Here is a 14,150-nt window from a genome sequence, read left to right on the forward strand (position 1 = left end):
CCCGGCAACGCACGACGTGCTTGCCGTCATTCATATATTTAGTACGACTATTATTAAAACTGGAGACAGCATGAAATCGAATCGCATGAGCAGGGCAATAGGCGGGCTGCTCATCCTGGGCGCGGGCGGGACCGTGAACAATGTCGCGCATGCGCAGTCCTCGATCACGCTTTACGGCATTCTCGATTCCGGCGTCGAATACGTGAGCCACGCTGCGAAGAAAGGGCAAGGAAGTCTCTTCCGGCTGAATACGGGCAACCGCATCAATTCGCGCTGGGGCTTGACCGGCAAAGAGGATCTCGGTGGCGGCCTGCGGTCCATCTTTACCCTCGAATCCGGCATTGCGATGAACAACGGGACCTTGCAGCAAGGCGGCCGGCTCTTTGGCCGCCAGGCCTTCGTGGGCCTCGAGTCGGACCGGTTCGGCTCGGTGATGGCGGGCCGGCAGATGACGCCGATGTACCGCTACTTTCTCGCGCTCGATCCGCTCGCCTACTCGAGCTACGGCCTGCCCGCCCAGGATGCGCAGTTCGTGGGACGCGCCGACAACGCGCTCGACTACCTGGGGCATGTCGGCCCGTTCGAATTCAATGCCCTTTACAGCTTCGGCTACGATTCCACGGTGCCCAACGGCTCGCAAGTGCCGGGCGCGTTTCGGGTGGGAAAACAGTATGACGTCGGCGCCCGCTATCGGCAGGGTGCGTTCAACCTGACGTTTGTCTACGAGCAGCGGCAAGGCCAGACCCTCGCGTCTTCGAGCGACGACGAGCGCCGTTATGTTGCGGGCGGCTCCTGGCAGATCGGCAACGCCACGCTCTACGGCGGCTATGAGCTGTTGCTCAACAATATCGCCGCCACGCTGGAAGCATCGCCGCCGCAGTACATGGCGTATGGCGGCGTGCGATACAAGATCACGCCGTCGTTTCAAGTGTCGGCGGCTTCGTACTATCACTCGTATCGGCACATATCCGCCCACGCGCTCAGTTCAGGCGTGAATGCGGATTACTGGCTGTCCAAGAGCACCGCGCTCTATACCGACGCGACCTACGTGATCAACAGTTCGAAGTCCGCGCTCAGCGCGACAGGATCGACGACACCGGTCGCAACGGGCGCCAATCAACTCGCGATTGCGGTCGGCATTGTGCATATGTTTTAGGGCCTTGGGTTTTTTCGGTGTCTGGGTTTGTCGCGTTTCCTTGTGTTCGTGTCGGTCTGCTAGTGCCGCCCCGCACAGGGGCAACACTAGCAGACCGACACGAACACAAGGAAACGCGAAAAAGCAAAAAAGCAAAACCCACTACCGAGTAACCTGCACGCCTGCAGCAGGCGCGACCGAAGCGCCCTCGATTCCATGGCGCGCGAGCGCCTCCTCCACTAATCCCGACGCCTTCATCGCCTCGACGAATTCACCAAGCGCGGCGGCGGCGCGCGGCCCCCTGCTCTTCGCGACGCCCATCGCCTGGCGAATCACCATAAAGCGCTCGCCCAGCAAACGTAGCCCCGGCGACTTGCGCGCATCCGCTTCGAGTTGCTGCTTCACGCCCGCCGCCACTTCCAGCCCTTGTTCGAGGAACGTTTGCACGACCGTGGGCGACGAAGGCGCGCGCACGATTTGGGCGGCCTTCAACTCGCGCGTGAGAAAGAGATCGTAAGCACTGCCCTTGCCGACCGCGACGCGATTGTGCGGCTGGTCCACTTCCGCGTTGGTCCGCACGGGCGACGCGTCGCGCACCATATAGAACCCTTCGATCAGCACGTAAGGTTCGGTGAACGCGATCGTCTCGCCGCGCTTGGGATCGACGGCAAAGAAACCGAAATCGGCACGCTCCTCGCTCACGGCTTCCACCGATTTGCCCGCCGTGTCGAGCACCACGAGTTCGAGCGGCACGCCGAGATGCTGCGCGAAAGCCCGCGCGAGATCGACGGAAACGCCGAACGCTTCGCCCGAAGCCGGGTCGCGATTCGCAAGGATGGGATTGCCGAGGTTGATGGACGCGCGCAACGTGCCCGTGGGCGCGAATGTTTCGACGAGGGTGGAATCGATGTTCATGATTTTTCGGCTTTGCGCTAGTCAGGGTTCGAAAATTTCGCGGATGCGCGCGAGCGCATCGAGCGTATGCAGCAAGTGCTGGCGCAGTTCCTCGGACGCCTCCTCGTTGCGCTCACGCTCGAGCAGTTCGAGCACATGCAGATGCTGCTTTGCATGTTCGGCGTAGCGTTCGCGATGCTGCATCGAACGATACGAAAGCAGGCGGCGCACGCGGTTCACGCGGCGGATCGTGTCGATGAAAAAGCTGTTGCCCGAGGCCTCGACCAGCGACTCGTGAAAGCGCACGCCGCGTTCGTGCAATTGATCCGCGGTGTCGGTTTCAATGCCGCCCGCCAGCAGATGTTTTTCCACTTCGCGGCAGCGCTCCAGCACCTTGCGCTCGAGCCGGTAGCCGGGTTCGAGCAGCGCGGCGGGCTCCAGCGCGAGACGCAGGCGGTACGACTTGAGCAGGCTGTCGGGCGTGGTGAGCATCGGCGAAAACTCCCAGCCATAGCCGGGCTTGCGCTCCGCCCAGCCTTCTTGCGCGATCCGGCTAAGCACCGCGTTCAGTTGCGCGCCCGTCAAGCCATAGCGCGTGCGGATCAACTGCTCGGAAAACACGTCGGGCAATTCGCCCTTGAGGCGGTCGTCGGCAATCTGGAAGTACACACTCGTAATGAGGTCGGTCTCGCCCAGGCCCAGTTCCTCCACCACATCCGAAAGCGCCTCGACCAGGGGCCGCGCCACGAAGAAGCCGCGATTCTTCTCGCGCCTGAGCACGCCTTTGTCGTGCAGCAGCGCGAGCGCTTCGTTCACCGGCGAGCGCGACACGCGCAGCCGGTCGGCGAGCATCTGCGCGGGCAGATGCGCGCCGGCCTCGAGTCCTTCGTTTTTGATCAGCTCGACAATCTGGGTCGCAATGGATCGGTCAATCATTTCAGTCAGCCAGCCGCGCGACGCAAGGGTTTCAGTCAGACGCCCCCGTTCGCGAGTGTTTTTTGCAGGATCAGCGGAATCACGCCGCCCGAGCGCAGCAGCGCGCATTCGAGCTGCGTCTCCACGGCCGCGCGCACGTCGATGGCGTCGATTCGGCCATCGGCGCGCACGATGCGCACCGGCACCGTGCAGCGCGGCGCGATCGTGGCGGCATCCGCGTGGACTTCGAGCATATCACCCGGGCCAAGCACGAGCGTATCCGGGTGGGTGCCGGGCGCGAAGCGCAGCGGCAGGATGCCCATGCCGATGAGGTTCGAGCGATGGATGCGCTCGAAGCTCGCGGCCAGCACCGCGCGAATGCCGAGCAGGCGCTGGCCCTTCGCCGCCCAGTCGCGCGAGGAGCCCGTGCCGTAGCGCTCGCCCGCCACCAGCACGACGGCGTCGCCGGCTTCGGCATAGCGTTGCGCGGCTTCGAAGATCGGCAGCACCTCGCCGCTCGGCACATGCAGCGTATGCGCGACCGGCATGCCGGGCTTCAGGCAGTTCACAAGCGTCTTGCTGTAGAACGCCGCGCGCATCATCACTTCCCAGTTGCCGCGCCGCGAAGCGAACACGTTCAGGTCGTTGCGGTCGTCGCCGCGCGAGACGAGAAAATCGGCAACGAAGCTCTCCTTCGGGATCGCGCTGGCCGGCGAGATGTGATCGGTGGTGACGTCGTCGCCGAGCACGAGCAGCGGATGCGCACGATAGTGGCCGAGCTGGCTGCCCTGCTCCAGCGCGGCGAACGGCGGGCGGCGCAATGCCGTCGAGGCCGGATCCCACGGAAAGCGTGCGGAGGTTGGCGCGTCCAGTTCGTGCCATGCGGGATTGCGGCTCGCCACGGCGAACGCGCGCGGATAGTCCTCGGGATCGGTCGACCGGGCCACGAGCGCGGCCACTTCCTCGCGCGTGGGCCACAGTTCGCGCAGCCAGACCGGTGTGCCGTCCGCCGCGCGCTGCACGGGCTCCCGGCTCAAGTCGATTTCGGCATTGCCCGCGAGCGCGAGCGCGATCACGAGCGGCGGCGACATGATGAAGCCGAGGTCGAGATCGGGATGAATGCGCCCCGCGAAATTGCGGTTGCCCGAAAGCACCGCCACCGGATAGATTCTGCCTTCGGCCTGTGCCGCGCAGACCGGCTCGGTCAGCGGCCCCGAATTGCCGATGCAGGTCGTGCAGCCGTAGCCCACGATGTCGAAGCCCACGGCCGAGAGGTCGTCGATCAAACCGGCGCGCGCGAGATACGAAGCGGCAGCCGGCGATCCTGGCGCGAGCGACGTCTTGATCCATGCGGGCACCGCAAGCCCCTTCGCGCGCGCCTTGCGGGCGACGAGACCCGCCGCGATCAGCAGCGCGGGATCCGACGTATTCGTGCAACTCGTGATGGCCGCGATCGCGACGGGATGGCGCGGCATCGTTGCATGCGGCGTCTTTGGCCGGAATTCCAGCTTCGACAGCGCGGCGGGCAGCGCCGTGTAATCGAGCAGGTCTTGCGGACGGCGCGGCCCGGCCACGTGCATGCCGATGCTCGCAAGATCGATCTCGATCGTGCGCGTGTAGCGCGGCGTGGCCTCGGGGTCGAACCACAGGCCCGCGGCGCGCATGAACGCCTCGACGAGTTGCACGGCGTCTGGCGCGCGATGGGTCTCGCGCAGATAGTCGAGCGTGTGCGTGTCCACGGGGAAGAAACCCGTGGCGGCGCCGTACTCGGGCGCCATGTTCGCCACCACGGCGCGTTCGCCCGCGCTCAAGGTCGCGACGCCCGGCCCGAAGAATTCGACGAACTCGCCCGACACCCCGATCGCGCGCAACCGCTGCGTAACCGTGAGCGCGAGATCCGTGGCGAGCACGCCCGGCTGCAACGCGCCCGTGAGACGCACGCCGATCACATCGGGAATGCGCTGCATCACCGGCATGCCGAACATCACCGTCTGCGCTTCGAGTCCCCCCACACCCCAGCCGAGCACGCCGATGCCATTGATCATCGGCGTGTGGCTGTCCGTGCCGATCATCGTGTCGGGCACGGCCCACTCTGCTCCCTCGCGCGTGACGCGCGTCACCACCGTCGCGAGTTGCTCGAGATTGATCGTATGCATGATTCCCGTGCCCGGCGGATGGATGCGCACGCCCGTGAGCGAGCGCGCCGCCCAGCGCAGGAAGCGGTAGCGCTCGGCGTTGCGGCGCAATTCGAGCGAGAGGTTCTCCGAAGCCGCCTCGGGCCGGCCAAACGCTTCGACCGCAAGCGAATGATCCACCGACGAATCGACCGGCAGCACGGGGTTCAGCGCGGCGGGATCGGCGCCGGCTTCCGCAAGCGCGTCGCGCATCGCGGCGATGTCGACCAGTGCTGGCGTGCTCGTCGTGTCGTGCATCAGCACGCGATTGGGCTGAAACGCGATTTCGTGCTCGCTGGTGGCGCGCTCGCGCCACGCGAGGATTGCCGCAACGGCCTGCGCGCGCTCTTCGCCATCGGTGTTGCGGATCACGTTTTCGAGCAGCAACCGCAGCACGACGGGCAACTCGTGCAGCGCCGCGCCGAACATCGCAGGCAGATCCACGTAGCGCAGCGGGACGCCGCAGACGTCCAGGCTGCCGATCAGGGGGGTGTCAGTGTTTTCCATGACTGTATTTTTGCATTTTTCTAAGTAAAAATGCAATCATAGTGAAAACCCGAGCAGCAAGACCGTTGTCGGCACGCACGGCTGAAACGGCCTGTACTACCCTGTTTTGAAAGGAATTCAACCCATGTTTGCTTATGTCGGCTCGCGCACCACGCGCGAACGGAACGCCCGCGGCGATGGCATCAGCGTCTTCCAGGTCGATACGCGGACCGGCGCGCTGACGCTCGTCGAACTCGTCAAGGACCTCGTCAACCCGTCGTTTCTCGCGCTGAGCCACAACGGCGAGCGCCTTTATGCCGTGCACGGCGATCTGAGCGACATCAGCGCGTTCAAGGTGGACAAGACGAGCGGCAAGCTCACGTTCCTCAACCGGCAGAGCACCGGGGGCAAGAACCCCGTGCACCTCGCGATCGATCCGACCGGGCGCTATGTGATCGTTGCCAATCACATCAGCGCGAGCCTCGCGGTGCTGCCTGTCGCCGCCGACGGTTCGCTCGAGCCCGTCGCGCAACTCGTGCATCTGGAAGGCCCAGTCGGGCCGCACCGCGTCGAGCAGCAGCAGGCCAAGCCGCACTTCAATCCGTTCGATCCCAGCGGCCGTTTCGTGATCGTGCCGGACAAGGGTCTCGATCGCACGTTTTCGTTCCGCTTCGAAAACGGCCAGCTCGCGCCAGCCGATTCTCCGTTCGTGGTCTCGCGCGAAGGCGCGGGACCACGCCACATTGCCTTTCACCCCGATGGTCGCCACGCGTGGGTCGTCAACGAGCTCGACTCGACCGTCGCGACGTATCGCTACGACGCGGCCAGCGGCGCGCTCGCCCCGCTGCAAGTACTGTCGACCCTGCCCGACACCTGCACCGGCAACAGCCGCGCCGCGGAAATCGAAGTGGATCGCGGTGGGCGCTTCGTCTATGCGTCCAATCGCGGCGACGACAGCATCGCGGTATTCAGCATCGATCCCGCGACCGGCCACCTGCGCTTCGTAAGCGCCGAGCCCACCCTCGGCAAGACGCCGCGCTTCATCGCGAGCACGCCGGACGGCCGCTTCATGTACGCCCTCAACGAAGACAGCGACACCATCGTCGCGTTCTCGATCGACGCGCAATCGGGCCGCCTTTCGCCCACCGGCTTTGTCGCGAGTTCGGGCAGCCCGGTCTGCATGGTGTTTTTGCCATTCCAGCCCTGACGCTCATTTTTGACTCATTCTCGAATCACGCACGAACCGGCGCATCTGGGCGCCGGTGGAGACATCCATGCAAGACACGACCACTGTCATTGACGAACGCGCCCTCGTGCGCAAGATCGCCTGGCGCATCATTCCGTTCGTCTTCATCCTCTATGTGATTTCGTATATCGACCGCGCGAACATCGGCTACGCGGCGCTGCAGATGAATCACGAGCTGGCGTTGACGAGCGAAGCCTTCGGCTTTGCCTCGGGCATCTTCTTCATCGGCTATTTTTTATTCGAAGTGCCAAGCAATGTCATGCTCAACAAATATGGCGCACGCGTCTGGATCGCCCGCATTCTCGTGACATGGAGCATGGTTTCGGTGGGCTCCGCGTTCGTACAGAACGCCACGCAGCTCTATGTCCTGCGCTTCTTGCTGGGCGTGGCCGAGGCCGGCTTCTTTCCCGGCATCATCGTCTACCTCACTTACTGGTTCCGCGCCAGGGAACTCGCAACGACGGTCGCGCTCTTCACGGCGGCGATTCCGGTCTCGTACATCATCGGCGCGCCGCTGAGCACGTGGGTGATGGACAACGTTCACTGGCTGCACTGGAGCGGATGGCGCTGGATGCTCGTGCTCGAAGGCGTGCCGGCCTTGATCGGCGGCGTGCTGTGCTTCGCGTGGCTCACCGACAAGCCCGCCGACGCAAAGTGGCTCAAGCCCGCGGAGCGCGACTGGCTGCTCAACGAACTCGCCAATGACCGCAAGGCCCGGCCCAACGTGAAGCACATCGGCTCGCTCAAGGCGATGACCAATCCGAAGGTGCTGTATCTATCGTTCATTTATTTCGTCTACCAGTGCGGCAGCCTGGGCGTGGGTTACTGGATGCCGCAGATCATCAAGGGATTCTCGAAGACGCTCACCCACACGCAGGTCGGGCTCATCGCGATGGTGCCGTACCTCGTCGCAACGATTGCGATGGTGTTGTGGTCGCGCAGCTCGGACCGCCGCAACGAACGGCGCCTGCATTCGGCGATTCCGCTGGGCGTGGCGGCACTGGCCCTGCTCGGCGCCGGGCTCGCGACGAACCCCTATGTGTCGATTGCGATGATCAGCTTGAGCCTGGCCGGACTCTACGCGTTCAAGTCGCCGTTCTGGGCGTTGCCTACGCTGTTCCTCACCCGTTCGAGCGCGGCCGTCTCCATTGCCGTCATCAATTCGGTCGGCAATCTGGGCGGCTTCGTGGGACCGTTTGCGATCGGCTATATCAAGGGTTCGGGACAGAGCGCGACGCCGGGCCTGCTGTTTCTCTCGGCGCTGCTGGTCTTCTCGTTCCTGATGACGTTCTTCATCCGCATCAACGAGCAGCCCGCAAGTGAAGCGCACGGCGCCGTCGCCAATCAAAGCCGCTAGCCATCGAGTCACACCCCGGTCGCCGGACAGCAGTCCGGCGCGTGCCGGGAAAAACATCACACAGCATCACACCAACACCATGCGTTTCAGAGGAGATTATTTGATGAAGAAGTCGCTACTGTCATTCGTAGTGCTGAATGGCGTCGCCGGTCTTGCACACGCACAAAGTAATGTCACGCTCTACGGCATTATCGACAGCGGGATTAACTACACGAGCAACGTGCAGACGGCAAAGACCGCAGCAGCCCCCAAAGGCGCGCATCAAATCGCGATGATCGAAGGCGGCTCGGCCGGCCTGCAAGGCAGCCGCTGGGGCTTGCGCGGCACCGAAGATCTGGGCGGCGGACTGAAGACGATTTTCGTGCTCGAAAGCGGCCTCTACAGCAACAATGGCGCGCTCAATCAAGGTGGCGCGCTGTTCGGCCGGCAAGCGTTCGTGGGCTTGCGCAGCCCGGCGGGAACCGTCACGCTGGGCCGCCAGTACGACCCCGTGGTCGATATGTACGGGCCATTTCTTGCCGCGCCGCAATGGGGCGGCTATATGAGCTCGCACCCGAGCGATCTGGACAACGCGCTCAATTCGCGGCGCATCAACAACTCGATCAAGTTCCGCAGCGCCAATTATCGCGGGCTTACCGTGGAAGCGATGATGAATCTCGGCGGCACGGCGGGCTCGTTTTCGAGCAACTGGATCTGGGGCGCCGGCGCGTCGTATGCGCATGGCCCGTTTTCCATTGGCGCGGGCTACCTGAACATCCGCAATCCAAACACCTCGTTCTTCGGCGCCAACCCGAATGCGGGGCCTGCCACCACCAACAACCTCGGAAGCTTCGGCAGCCCGACGAGTCCGGAAAGCAACCCTGTCTTCGCAGGCTATGCATCGGCGAACCACCTCGAAATCGCCGGCGTGGGCGCAGGCGTGGTGCTGGGCTCGCTCAACGTGAACCTTGCGTATTCGAACACGCGTTTCGAAAACATGGGCTCCGCGTCCGGGCCGAATACGCTGCACTATAAAGGCACCGCTGCATTCAATAACGTCGAAATCAACGCCAAATATCAGATCACGCCATCGCTGCTGGGCGGCGTTGCCTATGACTACACGCGCAATGGCGGCGCGGGCGGCAAAGGCGGCGCCAATTACAACTTGTTCAGCGCAGGCCTCGATTATTTCCTCTCGGCAAGAACAGATATCTATACCCTCGCGGTTTACGAGAAGACCAGCGGCACGGACTCGCTCGGCCAGAGCGCCGTGGCGCAAATCACAGGTCTGACGCCATCCGCCACCGACAAGCAGGTTTCCTTGCGCATCGGCATCCGTCACAAGTTTTGAGCGCCCGTGCGTTCGCTGTGTCACAAGCGGCCGGCGAGCGCATTCGAAGAATCTTCAACAAGGAGACACCCATGATCCGCGTATCGAAAGCCCGTCTTTGCTGCATTGCCGCTGCAATTGCCAGCGCCGTTGGCATGTCGCCTGCATGGGCCGGCGATAGCCCGACCATTTCGATCATGGTCGGCGGCATTTCGAAGTTCATTTATCTGCCGGTCAAACTGGCCGATCAACTCGGCTATTTCAAGGACGAAAAGCTCCAGGTCGAGTTGCTCTCACAGCCCTCCGGCGTCGATGCAGAAAACGAGCTGCTTTCAGGATCGGTGCAGGCCGTGGCCGGCGCCTATGACCATACGATCGACCTGCAAAGCAAGGGCAAGGAGGTGTGTTCGATCGCGACGTTCCTCCAGGTTCCAGGCGAAGTCGAGGTGGTCTCGAAGGGGTCGCCCATGAAGAGCATGGCCGACGCAAAGGGCAAGACGTTGGGTGTGACGGGCCTCGGTTCCTCGACCGACTTTCTGACGCGCTATATGGCGCTGAAAAGCGGCATCGCAATGCAGCAATATTCGACGCTGCCGGTGGGCGCCGACAATTCATTCATTGCCGCCGTTCAGCAACGCCGCATCGATGCAGGGATGACAACCGAGCCGACCGTATCGAGACTCCTCGCGAAAGGCGACGCCTCGGTCATGGTGGACATGCGCACGGTCGAGGGCACGCAAAAAGCGCTGGGCGGCATCTATCCGTTCACGGGGCTCTACGTGGATGCCGGCTGGCTGGCCTCGCACAAGCAACAGGCCGCGGGTCTCGCGCACGCGATCGCCCGCACCATGGCGTACATTCATTCGCATTCCGCCGACGAAATCGCCGACCAGATGCCGAAGGACTATTACGGCGGCGACAAAGCGCTTTACGTGCAGGCCCTGAAGTCGACCCTGTCGATGTACACGCCCGATGGGAAAATGCCCGCCGGCGGCCCCGAGAACGTCCTGCATGTCCTAGCCGCGATTAATCCGGCGATCAAGGGGAAGCATATCGATTTGAGCCGCACGTACACGAACGCCTACGTCGCCGCGGCACCGGCGCACTAACCCGCGCAACGCGTGCGCCTGCGGCAGCCAATCGTCGAAACCGCTCGCCGCAGGCCCTCGCCTCACTGCCGTCCGCTCATGCTGCCCATGCCGCTCATGGCGCTCATACCACGCATGCGCCGCGAGAAATGCGTGCGCTCGGCATCGTCCATTAGCGCCAGAAACTGATCGCCGTCCATGTGGATCAGCGCTTCGTGGTCGCCGGCCTCGAAGTAGACGTCCGGTTGTCCCGCGAGGCTCGCTTCAAGGTAGGTTTTCATGCCATAAGCCATGCAGATCGGCGGTAACGCGCCCGCATCGCAGTCCTTGAACAGCTCGCGCAGTTCGACTTCCGTGGCGAGCCCGAGCTTGCGGCCCGTTTTGCTCCATAGCTCGGAGAGCTGCACGGCGTAGGTCGAGGGCAGCACGGCGGCCACATAACCGTGCTCGTCTTCCAGCAGCACGGTTTTCGCGAGACGGTCACCCGGGACATGCGCCGCCGCTGCCGTTTCCATACTGGAATGGCTGTAGGGGTGACGCACGATTTCGTAGCGGGAACCTTTGCTGCGCAGGCACTCCTGCAAAGTTGGCGACATCGACATGGCACACCTCCTGTCGAAAAGCTGGAATGGAACGAACTTTCGGTGTCTCTCCAGAATAGGTCACTCGGGGCTAATACGCACAGTGAGGCAGGTGAGGCGCGGTGCGGTGGGCGCTACGAGGCACGGCGGCATGGGAATACGCCTCTGCATTGGCACGGTTTGTCGCCTGCATCGTTCGTGCCCGCTGAGAGGACATTCGCACCACCACATCAGGCGCCCTGTCCTCGCTGCCCCAAACCCGTTCAGCTTTTCACGCGCAACGCGCGCGGATCGTACGGCGCACTCAGATGCACCGTGGCCTGAATCTGCTCCCCGGCCACATCGATCGCATAGCGTCCGCCAGCGAGCCACGCCGCGTCTACCGCGCCATCCTCGCGCGAGACGAAGCCCATCGCGACCGGGCAGCCAAGCGTATGACCGAAAGCCGCGGACGTGACCGAGCCCACCGCCTCGCCGTCGCGCAAAATGGCCTCGCCGCCCCACAGCATGCAGTCGCTGGCGCCCTCGGCGGTAAGCACCACGAGCCGTCGCTGCAACGGCTGATTGCGCAAGCGCAGGAGCGCTTCGCGGCCCCGAAACGGAATGTCCTTGTCGAGCTTGCACGCGAACGCGAGCCCCGCCTCGAAGGGATTGCAATCGGGCGAAAGCTCGCGGCCCCACGCGCGATAGCCTTTTTCGATCCGCAGCGAATCGATCGCGTAGTACCCGCCGTTGACGACCCCAAACGCCTTGCCCGCTGCATGCAGGGTCTCGTAGACCCCCACCGCGAACTCGACCGGCACGTACAGTTCCCAGCCCAGTTCGCCCACATAGGTGAGGCGCGTCGCGCGCACGGTCGCGTAGCCGATATCGACCTCGCGGCTTTGCCCGAACGGGAATGCCTCGGGGCTCCAGTCCGCCTTCGACACGCTTTGCAGCAGCGCCCGCGACTGCGGCCCCATCACGGCGAGCACCGCGTACTGGCTCGTCACGTCCACCAGCACGCAATGCCTGTCCTGCGCAATCGCTTTCTCCAGATAGTCGAGATCGCGCGTCGCCTGGGCGGAGCCCGTCACCACGAGGTATTGATCGTCGGCGAGACGCGTGAGCGTGAGATCCGATTCGTAGGTGCCGCGTTCGTTCAGCAACCCTGAATACACGGTGGAGCCCACCGGCACGGCCACGTCATTGGCGACGATCTCCTGCAACACCGCTTGCGCATCGCGTCCCTTGACGAGCAGCTTCGCAAACGAGGTCATGTCGAACAGCGCGACGCCTTCGCGGCAGGCGCGGTGCTCCGCGCCGCTCCACGGCAGCCAGTTCTGCTGGCCAAACGCATAGTCGATGCGCGCCTCGGCCGGGCTCGGCGCGAAGAAGTTCGCGCGCTCCCAGCCCATCTTGCTGCCGAAACACGCGCCGTTGGCCGCGAGTTCCGCGTAGAGCGGCGAGCGGCGGAACGGTCGCGCCGTGTCGAGTTCGCGGTTCGGCCACGGCATCGCATAGTGCAGCCCGAGCGTTTCCTTCACGCGGTCGTGCAGCCAGGTGTCGTTGCCGTTGAAGCGCGCGAAGCGGCGAATGTCGACGGGCCAGAGGTCCATGGTCGGCTCGCCGGCGACGATCCATTCCGCGAGCGCCATGCCCGCCCCGCCAGCCGAGGCGATGCCCATCGAGTTGAAGCCGGCGCCCACGAAGAAGCGCCGTAATTCGGGCGCCTCGCCCACGATAAAGTTGTTGTCCGGCGTGAACGATTCCGGCCCGTTGTAGAACTGGCGGATCTGCGCGGTTTCGAGCGCGGGCACGCGCTGCAGCGCGTTTTCCATCAGGATTTCGAACTGATCCCAATCGTCGGGCAGCAACTGGAACTCGAAATTCTCGGGAATCCCGTTCATGCCCCACGGCTTCGCGTTCGGCTCGAAGCCGCCCATCACCAGACCGCCCACTTCCTCCTTGAAGTAGATGAATCCGTCCGGGTCGCGCATGACCGGCAGATCGGGATGCACGCCCGCGATGCGCTCGGTCACGATGTAGTAATGCTCTGCCGAATGCAGCGGCACGGTCACGCCGCACATCCGCCCGACCGCCTTCGCCCATTGCCCCGCGCAATTGACGACGATCTCCGCGTGCAGCGTGCCCTCCTCGCCGTCCTTGTTGCGCCACGAAACGCCGGTGGCGGCGCGGCCAGCGGGCGTCGCAGCGGTATGAACCGCGGTGATGCGCGTGTTTTCGACGATGCGCGCGCCGCGCTGCCGGGCTCCGCGCGCGAGCGATTGCGTGAGGTCGGTCGGATTCGCCTTGCCGTCGCCGGGCAGCCAGACCGCGCCGAGCAGGTCGTCGGTGCGCATCACGGGCCATAGCTCGCCGGCCTCGCGCGGCCCGATCACGTCGCAAACCACGCCATAGGCCCGCGCGGAGGCCGCCGTGCGCTTGAGTTGCGTCATCCGCTCCTGCGTGCGCGCCACCGAGAGCGAGCCGCACTGCTTCCAGCCCGTGGCCAGCCCCGTCTCGGCTTCGAGCTCCGCGTAGAGCGCCGTCGAATAGCGAATCAGCCTGGTCATGCTCTGCTGGGAGCGCAACTGGCCAACGAGGCCTGCCGCGTGCCACGTCGTACCGCACGAGAGCGTGCCTTGCTCGAGCAGGACGACGTCGCGCCAGCCGAGCTTCGTGAGGTGGTACGCAACGGAACAACCGACGATACCGCCGCCGACGATAACGACTTGGGTATGCGCAGGAACAGGGATGGACATGGGATGGGCCTCGATGCGAAAGGAGATAGCGTGGCGAGGAAGGATGGCAAGCCAAAGAATGCAACACAAAACAACAAAAAACAACATTAAAACCACATAGCCTGTATCCGCCGGGTGCCGTTACGGTCCACCCGTTTGCACGGGCTGGTTGGCCTCCAAGGTGCCTCACATCGGCTGCGCACGGATTTTTGTCGTATCCCCACGGCGCCATTTAGCGTGCG

General features: G+C 63.9%; 10 protein-coding genes. 5 read left to right on the top strand and 5 right to left on the bottom strand.

Translation table 11 applies throughout. The features are described 5' to 3' along the window. Positions 1–70 precede the first annotated feature (70 nt). Positions 71–1,156, top strand: a complete 1,086-nt coding sequence (locus tag L5014_RS02000) for a porin (protein ID WP_238461894.1) — start codon at positions 71–73, stop codon at positions 1,154–1,156. A 141-nt stretch (positions 1,157–1,297) separates the two neighbouring features. Here the strand turns inward: L5014_RS02000 and L5014_RS02005 are convergent, their stop codons facing one another. The 3 genes from L5014_RS02005 to acnA are packed head-to-tail and all read right to left on the bottom strand — an operon-like array spanning position 1,298 to position 5,625. Further along, positions 1,298–2,050 carry an ABC transporter substrate-binding protein gene (locus L5014_RS02005; RefSeq protein ID WP_238461895.1) on the bottom strand — a complete coding sequence of 251 codons (753 nt, stop codon included), beginning with the start codon at positions 2,048–2,050 and terminating at the stop codon, positions 1,298–1,300. A 21-nt stretch (positions 2,051–2,071) separates the two neighbouring features. Then, positions 2,072–2,965, bottom strand: coding sequence for a GntR family transcriptional regulator (locus L5014_RS02010; protein ID WP_238461896.1), 894 nt, complete (start codon positions 2,963–2,965; stop codon positions 2,072–2,074). 35 nt (positions 2,966–3,000) lie between these two features. After that, complete coding sequence (gene acnA, locus L5014_RS02015) at positions 3,001–5,625, bottom strand: aconitate hydratase AcnA (RefSeq protein WP_238461897.1); 2,625 nt, start codon at positions 5,623–5,625, stop codon at positions 3,001–3,003. A 124-nt stretch (positions 5,626–5,749) separates the two neighbouring features. Here acnA and L5014_RS02020 point away from each other — a divergent pair, with 124 nt between their 5' ends. The 4 genes from L5014_RS02020 (at position 5,750) to L5014_RS02035 (ending at position 10,625) form a co-directional block, all read left to right on the top strand. Continuing rightward, complete coding sequence (locus L5014_RS02020; protein ID WP_238461898.1) at positions 5,750–6,811, top strand: lactonase family protein; 1,062 nt, start codon at positions 5,750–5,752, stop codon at positions 6,809–6,811. A 67-nt stretch (positions 6,812–6,878) separates the two neighbouring features. Further along, complete coding sequence (locus tag L5014_RS02025; protein WP_238461899.1) at positions 6,879–8,207, top strand: MFS transporter; 1,329 nt, start codon at positions 6,879–6,881, stop codon at positions 8,205–8,207. Between the two features lie 103 nt (positions 8,208–8,310). Continuing rightward, complete coding sequence (locus tag L5014_RS02030) at positions 8,311–9,537, top strand: porin (protein WP_238461900.1); 1,227 nt, start codon at positions 8,311–8,313, stop codon at positions 9,535–9,537. 71 nt (positions 9,538–9,608) lie between these two features. Continuing rightward, the gene (locus L5014_RS02035; RefSeq protein ID WP_420799996.1) at positions 9,609–10,625 is read left to right on the top strand and encodes an ABC transporter substrate-binding protein; all 1,017 of its coding nucleotides are present in this window, start codon (positions 9,609–9,611) and stop codon (positions 10,623–10,625) included. Positions 10,626–10,687: 62 nt separating this feature from the next. On the opposite strand, the gene L5014_RS02040 is transcribed toward L5014_RS02035, so the two are convergent. Together L5014_RS02040 and L5014_RS02045 are read right to left on the bottom strand one after the other, a co-directional pair. After that, on the bottom strand, positions 10,688–11,206 hold the full coding sequence (locus tag L5014_RS02040; RefSeq protein WP_238461901.1) for an aminoacyl-tRNA deacylase: 519 nt from the start codon (positions 11,204–11,206) through the stop codon (positions 10,688–10,690). Positions 11,207–11,448: 242 nt separating this feature from the next. Beyond that, the gene (locus L5014_RS02045; RefSeq protein WP_238461902.1) at positions 11,449–13,929 is read right to left on the bottom strand and encodes a GcvT family protein; all 2,481 of its coding nucleotides are present in this window, start codon (positions 13,927–13,929) and stop codon (positions 11,449–11,451) included. Positions 13,930–14,150: the final 221 nt, after the last annotated feature.

The sequence above is a fragment of the Paraburkholderia tagetis genome, from assembly GCF_022213065.1.
In the GTDB taxonomy this organism is placed as follows: Bacteria; Pseudomonadota; Gammaproteobacteria; order Burkholderiales; family Burkholderiaceae; genus Paraburkholderia; species Paraburkholderia tagetis.

Bases quoted from the DNA above. Each gene is read 5' to 3' on its own strand.
- L5014_RS02000 (WP_238461894.1), top strand. From the start codon at position 71: ATGAAATCGAATCGCATGAGCAGGGCAATAGGCGGGCTGCTCATCCTG.
- L5014_RS02005 (WP_238461895.1), bottom strand. From the start codon at position 2,050: ATGAACATCGATTCCACCCTCGTCGAAACATTCGCGCCCACGGGCACG.
- L5014_RS02010 (WP_238461896.1), bottom strand. From the start codon at position 2,965: ATGATTGACCGATCCATTGCGACCCAGATTGTCGAGCTGATCAAAAAC.
- acnA (WP_238461897.1), bottom strand. From the start codon at position 5,625: ATGGAAAACACTGACACCCCCCTGATCGGCAGCCTGGACGTCTGCGGC.
- L5014_RS02020 (WP_238461898.1), top strand. From the start codon at position 5,750: ATGTTTGCTTATGTCGGCTCGCGCACCACGCGCGAACGGAACGCCCGC.
- L5014_RS02025 (WP_238461899.1), top strand. From the start codon at position 6,879: ATGCAAGACACGACCACTGTCATTGACGAACGCGCCCTCGTGCGCAAG.
- L5014_RS02030 (WP_238461900.1), top strand. From the start codon at position 8,311: ATGAAGAAGTCGCTACTGTCATTCGTAGTGCTGAATGGCGTCGCCGGT.
- L5014_RS02035 (WP_420799996.1), top strand. From the start codon at position 9,609: ATGATCCGCGTATCGAAAGCCCGTCTTTGCTGCATTGCCGCTGCAATT.
- L5014_RS02040 (WP_238461901.1), bottom strand. From the start codon at position 11,206: ATGTCGATGTCGCCAACTTTGCAGGAGTGCCTGCGCAGCAAAGGTTCC.
- L5014_RS02045 (WP_238461902.1), bottom strand. From the start codon at position 13,929: ATGTCCATCCCTGTTCCTGCGCATACCCAAGTCGTTATCGTCGGCGGC.